The following is a 15,802-nucleotide window of genomic DNA, read 5'->3' as shown; positions in this document are numbered from 1 at the left end:
CCTCTGCAGCGCAGCGTGACTACGACAACCCGCTCCGTAGAAGCGTGGAGTGGGAGCCTTAGTCAGAAAGGAAACGCAATGATGCGAAAGCGGATCGCCGCTGTCCTGGCAGCGCTCGCCGTTTCACTCCTCGCCGTGCTGGGGACCGCCTCCCCTGCCGCGGCCGCGACCGAGAAGAACTACGCCGTCGACGCCGACTGGAACGGCGACTGTACCGACCGCCGCTACCTCCCTCAGGTCGACGGCTGCGTGGAGCCCGATGGGGACATCTTCTGGATCAAGGACAACGCGGCCAACGGCTACGGTGTCAAACTCCGCTGGTACGACCTCGACGGCGACCGCTCGGGAGAGTGCATCAACACGCTCGGCCAGGCCAAGGCGTGGGCCGTCTGCAACAAGGACCTCCCTGAAGGTCACGACATCAAGTGGTCCCTCGGGTGGGACTCCGCCTCCGGCTGGGACTACTCCGACTGGTGGACGACCCGGGTCTGACCCGGAGCAAGGGCCGCCTCCAGGCGGTTGAGGAAGGGCGGCCCCGCCGGGTGCGGGGCCGCTTTCGCGTGGGTATCGGGCTTCCGGCAGGGCGGGCGATCGGCCGATGCGGACCTCGTTCGGGGGCAAGGATGAAGCGGCATTGTCGTCCTGCAACGAGGTGGTCGAATGCGACGAGTTCTGGCCGATGCGGCCGCAGCTCCGGCGATCGGGGCGGTCTGGGCTGCTCCCGCCGCGGCGGGGCCGGTCGGGTCCGAGGAGCCGGCGACCAGACCCTGAATGCGGACGCCGGACCGCGGGTGTCTCAGCCGCGGTCCGGTTTCGCGTTCCCGGCGGCCTTGGCGTAGTAGACGGCCTCGCAGAGGTCGTCGACGTCGTCGTTGTCGCGCCAGTCGTCGAAGTCGGCGACGAACACCATCTTCACGTCGATCTGCCGGTCGCTCCTGAGCATCTTGAGGACCCGCTTCCAGTCCGCCAGGTTCGGGTGGTCGTAGTCCCGGCAGGCCCCGGCCGGTTCGAGGAGGCGGATCGCCTGCTGCAGGGTCGCGGCGTCGATGTCGTACGACTCCGAACCCCCCGAATGCCCGAGCACCGTGGCCATGACGGCCGCCGGGAGCGCGTGGTCGCCGGCGTTCTTGTGGCCGAAGACGAGCTCGCCCGAGACGTCGTAGATCCCGAGCCCGTAGGCGGCCGGGACCTTCCAGCCGGGGAGGTCCGCGGTGAGGCGCTCCCGGGCGGCGGTGATCTTCTCGCGGGTCTCCCACCGGTCGCCGAGTTCGGCGAGCAGGGCGGTGACGGTGGCTTTGGCGGCGGTCATGGCCAGAAGTCTCGCACTGGCGCGCGGCGGCGTGTGAACCGATGACGGAGAAAGAGACGGGGCCGCCCCACCGCGAAGGTGGGACGGCCCCGTGCAGCGTCCGCTAGACGAGCTGCTTCGGCTCCGCGTAGTGGCAGGCCGCGCGGGTCAGGCCCGCGTGGTCGGACCGCAGGAGCGGCTCGACGTCGATGCACTTGGCCTGCTGCGACTCATCGAGCTCCTTGAACAGCGGGCAGCGGGTGCGGAAGCGGCAGCCCGAGGGCGGGTTGGACGGGCTCGGCACGTCGCCCTGGAGGACGATGCGCTCCCGGGTCCGCTCCTTGCGCGGGTCCGGCAGCGGGATCGCCGACATGAGGGCCTGCGTGTACGGGTGGGCCGGACCGGCGAAGAGCTGGTCGGTCGTCCCCTCCTCGACGATCTTGCCGAGGTACATGACCGCGACCTTGTCGGCGATGTGCCGCACCACCGAGAGGTCGTGCGAGACGAACAGGTACGACAGCCCCAGTTCGTCCTGCAGGTCCTCCAGCAGGTTGATGACGCCCGCCTGGATCGACACGTCGAGCGCCGACACCGGCTCGTCGAGCATGAGCACGCGCGGCTGCAGGGCGAGCGCGCGGGCGATGCCGATGCGCTGGCGCTGACCGCCGGAGAACTCGTGCGGGTACCGGTTGCGGTGCTCCGGGTTCAGGCCGACGATCTCGATCAGGCTGTTGACCCGGTCGCGGCCGCCGTTCTTGAACAGGTTGTGCACGCGCAGCGGCTCGGCGATGATCTCGAAGACCGTCATGCGCGGGTCCAGCGAGGCCATCGGGTCCTGGAACACCAGCTGGAGGTCCCGGCGGATCGGCCGCATCTGGTTGCGCGAGAGCTTCGTCAGGTCGCGGCCCTCGTAGAGGATCTCGCCCGACGTCGGCGGGATCAGGTTCATCATCAGCCGCGCGGTCGTGGACTTGCCGCAGCCGGACTCGCCGACGAGCGCGAGCGTCTCGGTCTGGCCGATCTCCAGGCTCACGCCCGAGACGGCGTGGACCGCGCCGACCTTGCGCCGGAGGATCCCCTTGGCGCGCACGGGGAACTCCTTGACCAGGTTCCTCCCGGCGATGACGGGGTTCGCCGCGGTCTGCGGAGTGTCGAGCATGGCGTTCACTTCTCCTCCTCCTGAGCGTGCAGCGCCGCGGCCTCGGCCTCGGCGGCTTCGACCTCGGCTTCGACCGACAGGTCGGTGGCCACGGCCGCGAACACGTCGTCGGGGGCCTTGCCCTCGAGCTGGTCCGAGAAGTGGCAGGCCGAGACGTGCCCGGTCGGGCCGATCGGCATGAGGTCCGGCTCGACCTCCGCGCAGATGTCCTGGTGCATCGGGCAGCGCGGGCGGAACGGGCAGCCCGGCGGCAGGTTGAGCATGGACGGCGGCGTCCCGTGGACGGGGGTGAGCCGCTGGTTGCGGTCCTCGTCCATGCGCGGGAGCGAACCGATCAGGCCCAGCGTGTAGGGCATGCGCGGCTCGTAGAAGATCTCGTCGACGGTGCCCTGCTCGACCGGCTTGCCCGCGTACATGACGAGGACGTCGTCGGTGTGCCCGGCGATGACCCCGAGGTCGTGGGTGATGAGGATGAGCGCGGCGTTGACCTCTTCGCGGGCCTTCTCCAGGGCCTCGAGGACCTGGGCCTGGACCGTGACGTCGAGGGCCGTGGTGGGCTCGTCGGCGATGATCACGTCCGGGTTGTTCGCCATGGCGATGGCGATGACCACGCGCTGGCGCATGCCGCCGGAGAGCTCGTGCGGGTAGGCGTCGACCCGCTGCTGCGGGTTCGGGATGCCGACCGAGTCGAGCAGGTCGATGCAGCGGGTGCGGGCCTCGGACTTGCTCACGTCCGGGTAGTGGACGCGGACGGCCTCGGCCAGCTGGAAGCCGACCGTGTAGACCGGGTTGAGGCTGGTCAGCGGGTCCTGGAAGATCATGGAGATCTTCTTGCCGCGGATGCGGGAGAGCTCGGCGTCGCCGAGGCCGAGGAGCTCGTCGCCCTCGAGCCGGGCGGAGCCGGTGATCTGGGCGGTCTTGGGCAGGAGGCCCATGATCGCCATGGAGGTCACCGACTTGCCGGAGCCGGACTCGCCGACGATGCCGAGGCTCTGGCCGCGGCGCAGCTCGTAGGTGACGCCGCGGACGGCGTGCACGAGTCCGTCGTCGGTCGGGAACGACACGTTGAGGTCGTTCACCTCCAGGACGACGTCGCCCTTGGTGCCGGTGGAGCGCTTGGCGCCGTTGGTGCTCACTGAGATGTTCGACATCGCTATCGCCTCACCATCGTCTGCCGCGGGTCCATGGCGTCGCGCAGGCCGTCACCGATGAAGTTGATGGTGAGCGCGATGAGAATGATCATGAGACCCGGGATGTAGAACAGGTACCAGTGCTCGTTGAACGCCGACGCGCCCGCCGCCTCGATGAGGAGGCCCAGCGACGTGTCGGGGCTCTGGATGCCCAGACCGAGGAAGGACAGGGTCGTCTCCGACAGGATGGCGAAGGCGATCTGCAGCGTCACCGACACGATGATGACGCTCATCGTGTTCGGGATCAGGTGCTTCACGATGATGTGCCAGTCCGAGCCCCCCGCGGAGCGGGCGGCCTCGATGAACTCCTTCTCCCTCAATGAGAGCACTTCGGCGCGCACGGCGCGGGCGATCGAGGTCCAACCGAAGATCGCGAGGATGAACGCCATGTGGTACCAGCGGACGCTGGAGTCGATGGCGCCGGCGATCGCACCGGTGATGACCAGGAACGGGATCACGAACATGATGTCGAGGAAGCGCATCATGACCGAGTCGACCCAGCCGCGGTAGAAGCCGGCGACGGCGCCGTAGAGCGCGCCGAGCACCGTGGAGCCGATGGCCACGACGAGCGAGACGTTGAGCGACTGCTTGGTCGCCTGCATCATCGCGCCGAGCATGTCGCGCCCGGCCTTGTCGGTGCCGAACGGGTGCTCCAGGCTCGGGGCGGCCCACGAGGGGATCTCCGAGTGGATCTTGTAGTCCCATTTCCACAGGAACGGGCCGAGGTACGCGAACAGCACGATCAGCAGGAAGATGACGAGGCTGACCACGGCGGCACGGTGGCGGAAGAAGCGGCGGCCCACCATCTCCCACTGGCCGCGTTCCTTGCTGGTGAGCGCCTCGGCGTCGAGGCGGGGCGATGCAGTGTTACTCATAGCGGATCCTCGGGTCGAGCACGCCGTACAGGATGTCGGAGATCAGGACGCCGACGAGGACGACGAGACCTGAGATGAGCACGTAGGCCATGACGACGAACGTGTCGCCGGCCCGGATGGCGTCCAGGGAGTACACGCCCAGGCCGCGCCAGCCGAAGATGCTCTCGGTGACCATGGCGCCGCCCATCGCGCCGGAGAGGGCGAGGGGCGCGAAGGTCGCGACCGGGATGAGCGCGGTCCGCAGGGCGTGCCGGCGCATGACCGTGCGGTTGCGCACGCCCTTGGCGCGGGCGAGCCGCACGTAGTCGGAGTTCATGACCTCGAGCATGGAGGCGCGCTGGTACCGCGAGATCGCGGCGTAGCCGCCGAGCATGAGCACCAGGGTCGGCACGATGAGGTAGGGGATCGAGTTGAGGAAGACCTCCCACCCGTTCCCCTGGAAGCCGGTGGAGCCGGAGCCGTAGGTCTGGAAGATCGTGGAGCCGAGGAGCTTGTTCAGCTGCACCGCGCCTTCCTTGAACAGCGAGCCGAGCCAGAAGACCGGCATGGCCAGGAACAGGAAGCCCAGGAACGTCAGGGTGTAGTCGGTGCGCGAATACTGCTTGACCGCGCTGACGACACCGGAGAGAATGGCGAGGCCGATGGACGCGAGGGTCGCGAACAGGACCAGCCGGAGGGTGATCCAGAAGCGGGTGGAGATCTCGTAGCCGATGTCCATCGCGGAGCCCTCGATGGAGGGGCCCCATTCGCCCTTGAGGAGGCCGATGTCGCCGTTGGTGTCACCGATGCCGGTGAGCCAGAGCCAGTAGCGCTCGGGGATGGACCGGTCGTAGTAGAGCGACGCCTCGAGCGCGTCGACGGTCGACTGCGGCACCGGCTCGCCGGTGGACTGCTGGATCTCGAACACCATGTCCTGGACGGGGTCGTTGACAGCGTCGACCAGGACAAAGCACAAGATAGTGGCTCCCAGCAGCACCGGGATCATCAGCAGGGTGCGCCGGATTATGAATACAACCATAATGCCTCGTTAACGGTTTCTCTGGTGGTGGACCGGTTCGCCTGCCGACCGGCCCGGCCGCGCAGCGACGCGGCCTCTCCTCTGGCTCACTGACTCTCCGAACTGCAGCCGGGTCCGTGAGCCCCTGGCACTCTTTCCAAATTCACTACTCCCGGTTCGCGGTGCGCCTGCGGCGCCGCTCGGGTCCCTCTTCGCGATCACTCAGCGGCCACGCCCCACTCTGCAATGTTGTACGCGGCTCGCTGCTGCGACGCCCAATTGTCGCGGACGTTGACCAACCTATCGGAGACCATGACCGCGACCGGTGTGTCCACGATAGGCAGCGAGTAGGCGTTCTGGACGACCTGCTCGACGGCGGCGTTGGCGCGCACGGCGGCCTCGTCGATGTCGAGGGTGCCGTTGACCTCGGCGATGAGCGCGTCGAGGTCGGGGTCGGAGAGCGCGCCGAAGTTCGAACCCGAACCGGTCTCCCAGTACTGGGAGGCGGCGGCGACGAATGTGGGCTCGGAGCTCCAGCCGAAGTCGATCATGTCGAAGTCGCCTTCGCCGAGGACCGTGCCGAGGTCGGCGTCGGGGATGGACTCCAGTTCGACCTTGATGCCGAGGTCGGCGAGGTTGGCCTGGACGAGCTCGCCGGTGATGCGGCGGTTCTCCTTGGACTCGGAGTAGCGGAAGTCGAGCTCGACGGCCTTGCCGTCGGGGTCGCGCAGCACGCCGGCGTCGAGTTCGTAGCCGGCCTCTTCGAGCAGGTCGTAGGCGAGTTCGACGTCGCCGGTGCCCTGGCCGGTGGCCGAGAGGTAGTCCGTGTAGTAGTCCGAGCCGTTGCGGAAGAGGTGGTTGCCCTTGCGCTCGATGTCGGACTGCACGTACGCGTAGGTGCGCGCGATGATGTTCTCGATGTCGATCGCGGTGAAGATCGCCTGGCGCAGCACCGGGTCCTCGAGGAACTCGTTCTTCGTGTTCAGGTCGATGTGCTCGAAGGAGGGCCCGCCCGCGACCGCGTACTCGAGGCCTTCCGCGCCTTGGAGCTGCGTGATGGTCTCGGCGGTGACCGAGAACGGGGAGGCGCCGTCGATCTCGCCGTTGCGCAGGGCGGTGACGATGTTCTCCAGGCCGTCGATGACGCGGAAGGTGACCTTGTCGAGGGTCACCTCGGTCTCGCCGGCCCAGTCGTCGTTCGGCACGTAGATGACGTGCTCGCCGACCTTGGCGTCGTCGATCTTGAAGGGCCCGGTGGACCAGGTGGGGACCGTGGTCGAGAAGAAGTCCTCGGCGGCCTTCATGTCCGCGGGGTCGTTCTGCCAGTCGAAGCCCTCGGCCTCGGCGACGTGGGCGGGCGAGGAGAGGATCTCCTCGTACTGCCATTCCGCGGAGTGGTAGGTGTCCTTGTAGGTCACGGTGACCTGGGCGCCGTCGCCGGTGATGGACTCGACCTGGGAGCCGCGGGTGATGTTGGCGGGGTCGCAGCCCTCGCAGCGCGACTCGTCGCCGGAGGTGGCGTACCAGTGGTAGATGAAGTCGTCGACGGTGATGTCGGTGCCGTCGCCCCAGTTCGCGCCGTCCTGGAGGGTGTACTCGACGGTGACCGGGTCCTCTTTGACGAGTTCCGGGGCGGAGGCGAGGATGCCCTCGTTGAAGAGGTACTCGCCGCCGGGGTCGAACTGGCCGGTGTAGGGCCACATGCCGACGAGCGCGGCGCTCACGTACGCGTTGTTGCCTTCGGAGGTGTTCTGGTTCCAGGTGCCCCACGAGCCGTCGAGGGCCCAGGTGACTTCGCCGCCGTCGGCCCGTTCGCCGGAGTTGCAGCCGGCGGGGTCGGTGAGGCAGGCCTCGAGGCTGGCCGAGTCGGACTCGCCGTCCTGTCCGCAACCGGCCAGCACCAGGGCGGTGCAGGCGAGGGCGGCGACGGCCGCCGTGTGGTGTCGCTTCATGGTTCCTCTCGAAGGTTTGCGCCACTGACAGGCGGGGGGCACCGTGGTGGGTTCGGTGGCTCCGGGCCGGCCGCCGGACTCCTGTTCGGATCGGCGGCGGTCAGTGACGCGAGGTACAGCCTTCCACGGGAATCCCGGGTTTCGGACAACCGAACACGAGATGAGTTTCGTTCGTTATGTTCCCGTGACGTTCATTCCCTGAATGGCGGCGATAAGTGAAAATTCACTGTCTGCCTGCATGAACTCATGCGTCGCAGGCATCGCCGGATCACAGCGGGATCCGCATTCCCCGCCGAGGGCGGCGGGGCGGCCGCTGCGGTGCGGCCGGTTGCGGCGAGGGGTTCGCGAGGGGTGTCGGCGGCCGTTCACGTGCGGGCGACACGGCCGAAACACGGTCATTGAAAGCGGGAAGCGGCGAGGCCCGGGGGCCCCGCCGCTCACATCAACGAGCGCTTACGCGTTCTTCCACTCGACGACGTTGAAGATCGGGCCGGCCTGCGAGTTGCCGTTGGCCTTGATGCCGTCGATGACGCTCGGGTTCCACACGATGCCCTGGGGCTCGTCGTAGAACGGGAGGGTCAGCGCGAGCGGGACCACGATGGCCTCGACCTCGTTGGCGAAGGCCGCGGACTCCGCGACGTCGATCGTGCTCTGCACCTTGGCGATGGCCTCGTCGACCTCGGGGAACGAGTAGTTGCCGTAGGCGACGTCGGTCAGGAAGTACTGGCCGGGGGCCGAGCCGAAGGTCGGGCTGCCGGACCAGCCGAAGACGACCAGGTCGAAGTCGCTCTCGGAGAGGACGGTGCCGAGCTCGCCGTCGGGGATGGCCTTGAGCTCGAGCGCGATGCCGATCTTCGCCAGCTGCGCCTGCGCGAGCTCGGCGATGGTGGTGCGGGCCGCGTCGCCTTCGCCGTAGCGGATGACGAGCTTGACGTCCTTGCCCTCCGGGGTCTTCAGCGTCTCGCCCTCGGCTGCACCAGTGTAGCCGGCGGTCGTCAGGATCTCGGCGGCCTTCACGACGTCGCCAGAGCCCTGGCCGGTCTCGGTCAGGAGGTCGACGAAGTAGTCGCTCTTCTGGCCGAAGAAGTGGTTGAGGCGCTGGGAGACCTCAGTCTCCGGGAAGATGCGCTCGATCGAGTCGGCCACGTTGACGGCCGTGAAGACGGCCTGGCGCAGGGCCTGGTCCTTCAGGAACTCCGAGAGGACGTTGGTGTCGAGGTGGATCCAGACACCGCCCTCGTAGACGGCCTGCTCCAGGTTCGGGTCGTCGGCGACCTTGGCGAACTCCTCCTGCATGAACTCGCTCGGCCACGCGCCGGCGATGGTGCCCTGGCGGAGCTCGGTCACGATCGCCTCGGTGCCCTCGACCACGCGCATGGTGAGCTTCTCGACGGTGGGCTTCACGGAACCCTGGTACTTGTCGTTGATCTCGTAGACGACGTACTCGCCCATCTTCGAGTCGACGGGCTTCCAGGGGCCGGTCACGACGTCGATGAGGTTGGCCTCGGACCACTCGATGGCGTTGCCCATGACGGCCGGGTCGGTCTGCCAGTCGGCGAAGCCCTCGGCCTCGAGGACGTGCGAGGGCAGGTACACGGTGGGGCTGTACAGCCACTCGGGGTCGAGGTGGCCCTCGACGAAGGTCACGACCACGCCGGCGTCAGAGGCCTCGATGGAGGCGATCTTGGAGCCGTAGGTGGTGGAGGCCGGCTGGGCCTGCTCCTGGTTGGCGTGCTCCGGGTTGCCGGAGATGCTGTACCACTGGAAGATGAAGTCCTCCACGCGGATCGGCTCGCCGTCCGACCACTGCGCGTTCTCCTGGAGGGTGTACTCCACCTGGAACGGGGCCTCGTTGATCACCTTGGCGTCGGCGAAGACGGCGTCGTTGAGGTGGAAGTCGCCGTTCTCGTCGAAGTCGCCCGAGGAGTTGCCGTCGAGGCCGAAGGTCTTCGGGAACATGGCCTGGTGGCCGTACGAGTTGTTGCCCGCGCCGGTGTTCTCGTTCCAGGACTCCCACGCCGAGGGGATCGCCCAGATGAGCTCCTTGGAACCGGAGCCGCCGTTGCCTTCGTTGCCGCCGCAGGCGGCGAGGGTGAAGGCGGCCGTACCGCCGATGGTCAGGCCGCCGAGAGCTCTACGGGTCAGAGCCATGAGTGTTCTCCTCCAGGTATCGATGCCGAGGGGCCTTCGCGAAGGCGCCGATGCCTCGCGTCCGGATTCCCGATCCCCGAGGGGATCGGGTTGGGGGAAGGCGTCAGAGGCGCCCTCGGCGATGTTGTGACAAACACTTGCACAGACGTGAGGGGATTGACATGGGCGCGGCCCCAACTGGAGTTTATTCGTGATGTATTCGTGACTTTGCGCCGCGAAGCCGGTGCCCGACATGGACCGTGGGGCCGATGTGGCATCGGCCCCACGGGGGAATTCACTGAATTAACGGGACGGATGGTGGCGAATCCAATACGGCTTCGAGCGGCCGCCCATCCCGGAATGTGGTACTAGAGGGTCGGATTAAGGACGCTTCCACTCGCGGACGTTCCACAGTGCCGAGGCCTGGCTGGCCCCGTTCACCTCGACGCCCTCGATCATCTCGGTGTTCCAGAAGATCGCCATGGGGCTGTTGTACAGCGGCAGGGTGTACGCCTGCGCGACCGCCTGGGCGCTGATCTGGTTGGCGACCTCGGCGGCCACGTCGAGGTCCAGGGTCCCGCGGACCTGCGGCAGCAGCTCGTTGATGACCGGGTCGTCGTAGCTGCCGTGGTTCGAGTCCGAGTCCGGCGAGAAGTACTGGTCGGGCGAGGTGGTGAACGACGGGTTCGCCACCCACGAGTAGACGACCAGGTCGAAGTCTCCCTCGGAGAGGGTCGTGGAGAGCTCGTCGTCGCCGAAGCCCTTGAGCTCCAGGTCGATGCCGAGCTCGACGAGCTGGGCCTGAATGATCTCGCCGGTGAGCTTGCGGATCTCGTTCGAGGAGGCGAAGCGGAAGTTGAACAGCACCTGCTCGCCCTCCGAGTTCACAAGCTTGCCGTCGCCGTTCACGGTGTAGCCGGCGCCGGTGAGGATCGTCTTGGCCGCGTCGAGGTCGCCCTTGCCGTAGTTGGCCGGGCCCGTGTAGTCCACGTAGTACGGGCTTTCCTCGGTGAAGAAGTGATTGCCCAGCCACGGGGCCTCGGTCCCGGGGAAGGCCCGCGACTTGATCTCCTCGATGTCGATGGCGGTGAACACCGCCTGGCGCAGCGCCACGTCCTTGAGGAACGAGTTGTTGACGTTCATGTCGAAGTGCGACCAGGTCGCGCCCGCGTAGGTCACGTACTTCAGCTCGGGCTGGTCGTCGAGCTTCTGCAGCTCCTCGGAGCTGAAGTCGTTGGGCCAGCAGCCCGCGATGGTGCCCTGACGGAGCTCCGTCACCTGCGCTTCGATGCCTTCGATGGCCTGCAGGGTGAGCTTGTCGTACGAGGCCTTCGCCGAGCCCTGGAACTTGTCGTTGGGCTCGTAGATGACGTACTCGCCGACCTTCCACTCGACCGGCTTGTAAGCGCCGACCACGACGTCCCACAGGTCGTCGTTGAAGAAGTTGATCGCGTCGCCCATGGTCTCGGGGTTGGTCGCCCAGTCGGCGAAGCCGTTCGCCTCGGCCACGTGGCTCGGGAGGTAGACGCCGCCGGTGAAGATCCACTCGGGGTCGGTCGTGCCTTCCTTGTAGGAGATGAGGATCTTGCCCGGCTCGGGCTCCTCGATGCTCGCGACGTTCGCCATGGCGGTGCCGGCGGGCAGCGCCTTCTCCTGGTTGGCGTGCAGCGGGTCGCCGGAGGTGGAGTACCACTGGAAGATGAAGTCCTCCAGGCGGACCGGCTTGCCGTCCGACCACTGGGCTCCCTCTTTCAGGGTGAGCTGGACCTGCATCGGCGCCTCGGAGACCAGCTCCGGCTCGCCCTCGAAGAGCGCGTCGTCGTAGAAGACGTTGCCCTCGGGGTCCCAGTCGTAGCCGAGCTGGCCGACCGGGTTCATCGGGGCGGTGGCGATGTTCGTGGCGGAGGCGTTGCCGGTACCGGTGTTCTGGTTCCAGGCCGACCAGCCGGACGAGACCGCCCAGACGAGTTCGCCGCCGCCTTCGCTGCCGCCGTCCCCGTCGTTGCCGCCGCATGCGGCCAGCATGAGAGCGGAGGAACCGCCGATCGTGAGGCCGCCGAATGCTCTACGAGTCAGAGCCATGAGTGTTCTCCTCCATAGGGTGTCCGGCCGAGGGGGTTCGCCTGATGCGCCGCTGGGGGCTTCGTCGCCGTCACGGGGGTCGCGGAGGGGCCAGGCGGCCGCTCGGCAGTGCTGGGTGCCACAGTGCCATGTATCACGGGCGAAGGCCACGCATCGGTACGAAGTTGCCTGAGCATTGTTACCTCCCCGATACGCGACGGGGGCGGCCCGTTCAGGCCGCCCCCGCACTCGCATCCGCGCGCTACGCGGGCTTCCACTCCTGGATGTTCCACATCGGGCCCGCCTGGCTGTTGCCGTTGGCGACGATCCCGGCGAGGGCCCCGTTGAGGTACACGGTCGACTGCGGCTCGTCGAAGACCGGCAGCGTGAACGCCTGCGGCACGACCATCGCCTCGACGTCGTTCGCGAACTGCGCGGCCTCGGCGATGTCAGTGGTCGAGCGCACCTTCGCGATCGCCTCGTCCAGGCCGTCGAGCCGGAACTGGCCGAAGTTCGACGACGAGTCCGAACCGAAGTACTGCTGCGGCGCGGTCGTGAACGCGGGCGTGCCCGACCAGCCGAAGATGACCAGGTCGAAGTCGCCCTCGGAGAGCACCGTGCCGAGCTGCCCGTCGGGGATCGCCTCCAGCTTCACGTCGATGCCGATCTCCGCCAGATAGGACTGCACGAGCTCACCGGCCAGCGTGCGGGTCGCATCGCCCTCGCCGTACCGGAAGTTCAGCGTGACCGGCTCGCCCTCGGGTGTCATCAGCGTGTCGCCGGTGGTGTAGCCCGCGGCCTCCAGCGCCTCATTGGCCGCGGCCTCGTCGCCACTGCCCTGCAACGGGTCGGTCGCGCCGAGCGCGTCCACGAAGAACTCCGACTGCTGGTTGAAGAAGTGGTTCAGCCGGGGCTCCACCTCGGTGTCCGGGTAGGCCTTCGCGATGATGTCCTTGTTGTCGATCGCCGTGAACACCGCCTGGCGCAGCGCCTGGTCGGCCAGAAACGTGTTGTTCATGTTCGTGTCGATGTGGAGCCAGATCGAGCCCTCGTAGACCTCGGTGGTCACCGCCTCGTCGTCGGCGACCTTGTCGAGCTCCTCCTGGCTGAACTCCGAGGGCCACGCGCCGTCGATCGAGCCCTGCCGCAGCTCGGTGATGATCGCCTCGGTGCCCTCGACGACCTTCATCGTCAGCTTGTCCAGGCCCGGCTTGGTCGAGCCCTGGTAGTTCTCGTTCGGCTCGAACGCGACGAACTCGCCCGGGGACGCGTCGACCGGCTTGTACGGCCCGGTCGACCAGGTCGGCGCGTTCTGGGTGAACCAGGTGGCGCTGCCGCCCATCTGGGCCGGGTCGGTGGCCCAGTCCGGGAAGCCGTTGGCCTCGGCGATGTGGGCCGGGTACATCGGCGTCTGGAAGTACTGCCACTCGGGGTCCAGGTAGCCGTCCACATAGGTCATGGTGACGACGTCGCCCTCCTGCTCGATCGAGGCGACGTTCGCGCCCCAGTCGGTGGAGGCGGGGAGGCACTGGGTCTGGTCGCAGTGCTCGGCCTTGCCTGACATCTGGTGCCAGATGTAGATGAAGTCGTCCACGTCGAAGGGGTCGCCGTCGGACCACTGGGCGTTCTCGTTGAGCGTGTACGCCACCGTCATCGGCGACTCGGAGGTGAGCTCCGGGGCCTTCGCGAGGAGCGCGTCGTTGAACACCCACTGGGCGTCCTGGTCGAAGTCGCCGAGCGCCGTCGTCCCCGGAGACAGGGCCTGGTGCAGGTATGAGGTGTTGCCGTCGGCCGTGTTCTCGTTCCACGACTCCCAGCCCGAGCTGACCGCCCAGGTCACGTCGGTGTCGCCGCCTCCCGAATCGCTGCCGCCGCCGCAGGCGCCGAGCGCCGCGGCGGCGAGCACCGCCGCTCCGGCGAGGGCGCTGGCCCTCGCTTGTGCAGGTCGCATATGACCACTCCCCCGTGTGTGTGGATCCACTGTGGGCTGCAAAAAGCCCGCAATTGGATCATCGTTACACCTGGAAGGGCCGGTTTCGGGAAGTTTCGGACAAACAACCTGAGGTGGCGGAGCCTCACGCCTCCATCTCGGGCGGCAGCGCTCGCGAGTGGACGACGGTGAGCCGCGAGACGGCCCGAGTCAATGCGACATAGAGGTGCCGCAGGCCGACGCCCTCGATCGTGGCCCCACCCGTCGCAGGTGCCTCGATGATCTCGGCCGGTTCGACCACCACGACGTGGTCGTACTCGAGGCCCTTCGCGAGGCTCGCGGCGACGAGCTCGACCCGCTCGGTGCCCTCCAGCAGGGGCCGCAGTGCGGCGGCGCGCTCATCGGCGGCGATGACGCCGACCAGGCCCTCCTCCGCGAGGGCCCTTTCGACCGCGTCCCGCACGCCCGCTTCGAGGTCGGCGGTCGCCACCGTGTCGAGCGAGCCGTCGGAGCGGATCGAGCGGGCGGGAGCGACGTCCACCCCGAGGTGCGGCAGGACCCGGTTGGCGAGCGCGATGATCACCGCCGGGACGCGGAAGCCGGTCGTCAGCTCCGTGTGCTCGACCTGCTCCTTGCCGAGGTGGCGCATCTGGTCGTGCCAGGACGAGGCGGCCCAGGGGGTGGTGCCCTGGGCGAGGTCGCCGAGCACGGTGACCGAGCCCTTGCCGGAGCGGCGGGCGATCACCCGGCACTGCATCGGCGAGAGGTCCTGAGCCTCGTCGATCACGATGTGGCCGAAGGACTCCGAGGGCTCCCGGATCTTCAGGTGCGACTCGATCTCGTCGAAGATGAGCAGGTCGCCCGGGGTCGGCTTCGCGGGCTTCCCGGCGAGGAGGGCCGCCTCGTCCTCGGTGAGGATGCCGCGGGTGGCGTCGGCGCGGAAGGCCGCGTCGCCGTAGAGCTGCTTCATCACGGTCTTGGTGTTGAGCTTCGGCCACACCGCCTCCATGAACGCCCGCACCGAGTCGGTGCGCTTGAGTTTCGTCGCCCATTTGCCGTCCGGGGAGTGGCCGGAGCGGATCTCGGCCTGGCGGCGGGCGCCCTGCACGATCGCGTCCTCCACGGCCGCGCGCCCAGCCGAGTACGTGCGGGTGTGCTTGCGGGCGTTGCTGATCGCCTCGTCCAGGTAGCGCTGGCCGAGCCGCCAGCGCCAGCCGCCGTCGGCGATGAGGAGGCCGTCGTCGGGGGTGACGCCGCCGTCGACTGCGGTGCCGACGCGGCCCCAGACGGCGCGTTCGCAGACGAGGGCCATGCGGGCGTCGTGCTTGACGAGCGCGGCTTCGTGGGTGTCGGCGGCGAGGGCGGTGTGGGCGCCGGTGAGCTGCTGGACGGTGACCTGCCAGACGGAGGATTCGCCGAGGGTGGGGAGGACGCCGGAGATGTAGGAGAGGAAGCCTTCGTTGGGGCCGACGACGAGGACGCCTGCCTTGTCGAGCTTCTCGGTGTAGTTGTAGAGGAGCCAGGCGGCGCGGTGGAGGCCGACGGCGGTCTTGCCGGTGCCGGGGGCGCCTTGGACGCAGAGGTTGACGGCGGCTTCGCGGCGGATGAGCTCGTCCTGCTCGGGCTGGATGGTGGCGACGATGTCGCGCATCGGGCCGGTGCGGGGGCGTTCGATCTCCTCGGTGAGGATGTCGGAGGCGACTTCTTCGCCGAGGAGGAGGTTCTCGTCCTCGAAGCCGGTGATGCGGGCGCCTTGGAAGCCGAAGCGGCGGCGTTTGGCGACGTCCTGGCGGTGGTGGGCGGAGGCGCGGTAGTACTGCTCGGAGAGCGGGGCGCGCCAGTCGAGGACGGTGGGGTCGCCGTGCTCGTCGCGGATGTGGCGGCGGCCGATGTGGAAGTCCTCGCCGTCGTCCATCCAGATGCGGCCGAAGAAGAGGGCGATGTCGCGGTCGGTGAGGTCGGCGAGGCGGGGCACGGTGTAGTTGGCCATGGCCCAGCCGAAGAGGTGGTCGGAGCGGACGTCGCCGAGGCCGAGGTTCTTGGTGGACTCGTTGAAGTCGCCGGAGTAGATGCGGTGGATGCCTTCGGTGAGGTCGCGCATGGCGGCCATTTGGGCGCGGGCGTGTTCGTGGTGTTCGAGTTCGGCTTGGAGTTCGCTTTCGGACACGGCTTGTCTCCCGGTGGATTTGTACAGGATTGAAGCAGACGAACGGTCGAGCC

11 protein-coding genes are annotated in these 15,802 nt (G+C 68.0%); 1 reads left to right on the top strand and 10 read right to left on the bottom strand.

Annotated features, from left to right (window positions below; genetic code table 11):
* The first annotated feature begins 78 nt into the window (after nucleotides 1-78).
* Nucleotides 79-492 carry a hypothetical protein gene (locus O2L52_RS13650; RefSeq protein ID WP_270116121.1) on the top strand — a complete coding sequence of 138 codons (414 nt, stop codon included), beginning with the start codon at nucleotides 79-81 and terminating at the stop codon, nucleotides 490-492.
* Between the two features lie 304 nt (nucleotides 493-796).
* Here O2L52_RS13650 and O2L52_RS13645 read toward each other — a convergent pair whose 3' ends face one another.
* The 10 genes from O2L52_RS13645 to O2L52_RS13600 all read right to left on the bottom strand — a co-directional run bounded on the left by O2L52_RS13645 (nucleotide 797) and on the right by O2L52_RS13600 (nucleotide 15,749).
* Nucleotides 797-1,309: a hypothetical protein gene (locus O2L52_RS13645; protein WP_270116120.1), complete on the bottom strand. Its 513-nt coding sequence runs from the start codon at nucleotides 1,307-1,309 to the stop codon at nucleotides 797-799.
* Between the two features lie 103 nt (nucleotides 1,310-1,412).
* Nucleotides 1,413-2,447, bottom strand: a complete 1,035-nt coding sequence (locus tag O2L52_RS13640) for an ABC transporter ATP-binding protein (RefSeq protein WP_270116322.1) — start codon at nucleotides 2,445-2,447, stop codon at nucleotides 1,413-1,415.
* Between the two features lie 5 nt (nucleotides 2,448-2,452).
* Nucleotides 2,453-3,598 (bottom strand): ABC transporter ATP-binding protein, encoded by a 1,146-nt coding sequence (locus tag O2L52_RS13635; protein ID WP_270116119.1) that lies wholly within the window; start codon nucleotides 3,596-3,598, stop codon nucleotides 2,453-2,455.
* A 2-nt stretch (nucleotides 3,599-3,600) separates the two neighbouring features.
* Nucleotides 3,601-4,512: an ABC transporter permease gene (locus tag O2L52_RS13630; RefSeq protein WP_270116118.1), complete on the bottom strand. Its 912-nt coding sequence runs from the start codon at nucleotides 4,510-4,512 to the stop codon at nucleotides 3,601-3,603.
* Nucleotides 4,505-5,530 (bottom strand): ABC transporter permease, encoded by a 1,026-nt coding sequence (locus O2L52_RS13625; RefSeq protein WP_270116117.1) that lies wholly within the window; start codon nucleotides 5,528-5,530, stop codon nucleotides 4,505-4,507. The genes O2L52_RS13630 and O2L52_RS13625 overlap by 8 nt, the downstream gene beginning before the upstream one ends.
* A gap of 197 nt (nucleotides 5,531-5,727) precedes the next feature.
* Nucleotides 5,728-7,461, bottom strand: coding sequence for an ABC transporter family substrate-binding protein (locus O2L52_RS13620; protein ID WP_270116116.1), 1,734 nt, complete (start codon nucleotides 7,459-7,461; stop codon nucleotides 5,728-5,730).
* A 453-nt stretch (nucleotides 7,462-7,914) separates the two neighbouring features.
* On the bottom strand, nucleotides 7,915-9,612 hold the full coding sequence (locus O2L52_RS13615; protein WP_270116115.1) for an ABC transporter substrate-binding protein: 1,698 nt from the start codon (nucleotides 9,610-9,612) through the stop codon (nucleotides 7,915-7,917).
* Nucleotides 9,613-9,972: 360 nt separating this feature from the next.
* Nucleotides 9,973-11,673, bottom strand: a complete 1,701-nt coding sequence (locus tag O2L52_RS13610; protein WP_270116114.1) for an ABC transporter substrate-binding protein — start codon at nucleotides 11,671-11,673, stop codon at nucleotides 9,973-9,975.
* A gap of 241 nt (nucleotides 11,674-11,914) precedes the next feature.
* Nucleotides 11,915-13,603 (bottom strand): ABC transporter family substrate-binding protein, encoded by a 1,689-nt coding sequence (locus tag O2L52_RS13605; RefSeq protein ID WP_270116113.1) that lies wholly within the window; start codon nucleotides 13,601-13,603, stop codon nucleotides 11,915-11,917.
* Between the two features lie 124 nt (nucleotides 13,604-13,727).
* Entirely contained in the window at nucleotides 13,728-15,749 is a 2,022-nt protein-coding gene (locus O2L52_RS13600; RefSeq protein ID WP_270116112.1) for a HelD family protein, read from the bottom strand.
* Nucleotides 15,750-15,802 lie beyond the last annotated feature (53 nt).

The sequence above is a fragment of the Glycomyces algeriensis genome, from assembly GCF_027622855.1.
In the GTDB taxonomy this organism is placed as follows: Bacteria; Actinomycetota; Actinomycetes; order Mycobacteriales; family Micromonosporaceae; genus Glycomyces; species Glycomyces algeriensis.
Note: the sequence above shows the minus strand (reverse complement) of the source record. Positions and strands in the feature narration are given on the sequence as shown.

Coding starts and splice junctions, on each gene's coding strand:
- O2L52_RS13650 (WP_270116121.1), top strand. CDS start 79: ATGATGCGAAAGCGGATCGCCGCTGTCCTGGCAGCGCTCGCCGTTTCA.
- O2L52_RS13645 (WP_270116120.1), bottom strand. CDS start 1,309: ATGACCGCCGCCAAAGCCACCGTCACCGCCCTGCTCGCCGAACTCGGC.
- O2L52_RS13640 (WP_270116322.1), bottom strand. CDS start 2,447: ATGCTCGACACTCCGCAGACCGCGGCGAACCCCGTCATCGCCGGGAGG.
- O2L52_RS13635 (WP_270116119.1), bottom strand. CDS start 3,598: ATGTCGAACATCTCAGTGAGCACCAACGGCGCCAAGCGCTCCACCGGC.
- O2L52_RS13630 (WP_270116118.1), bottom strand. CDS start 4,512: ATGAGTAACACTGCATCGCCCCGCCTCGACGCCGAGGCGCTCACCAGC.
- O2L52_RS13625 (WP_270116117.1), bottom strand. CDS start 5,530: ATGGTTGTATTCATAATCCGGCGCACCCTGCTGATGATCCCGGTGCTG.
- O2L52_RS13620 (WP_270116116.1), bottom strand. CDS start 7,461: ATGAAGCGACACCACACGGCGGCCGTCGCCGCCCTCGCCTGCACCGCC.
- O2L52_RS13615 (WP_270116115.1), bottom strand. CDS start 9,612: ATGGCTCTGACCCGTAGAGCTCTCGGCGGCCTGACCATCGGCGGTACG.
- O2L52_RS13610 (WP_270116114.1), bottom strand. CDS start 11,673: ATGGCTCTGACTCGTAGAGCATTCGGCGGCCTCACGATCGGCGGTTCC.
- O2L52_RS13605 (WP_270116113.1), bottom strand. CDS start 13,603: ATGCGACCTGCACAAGCGAGGGCCAGCGCCCTCGCCGGAGCGGCGGTG.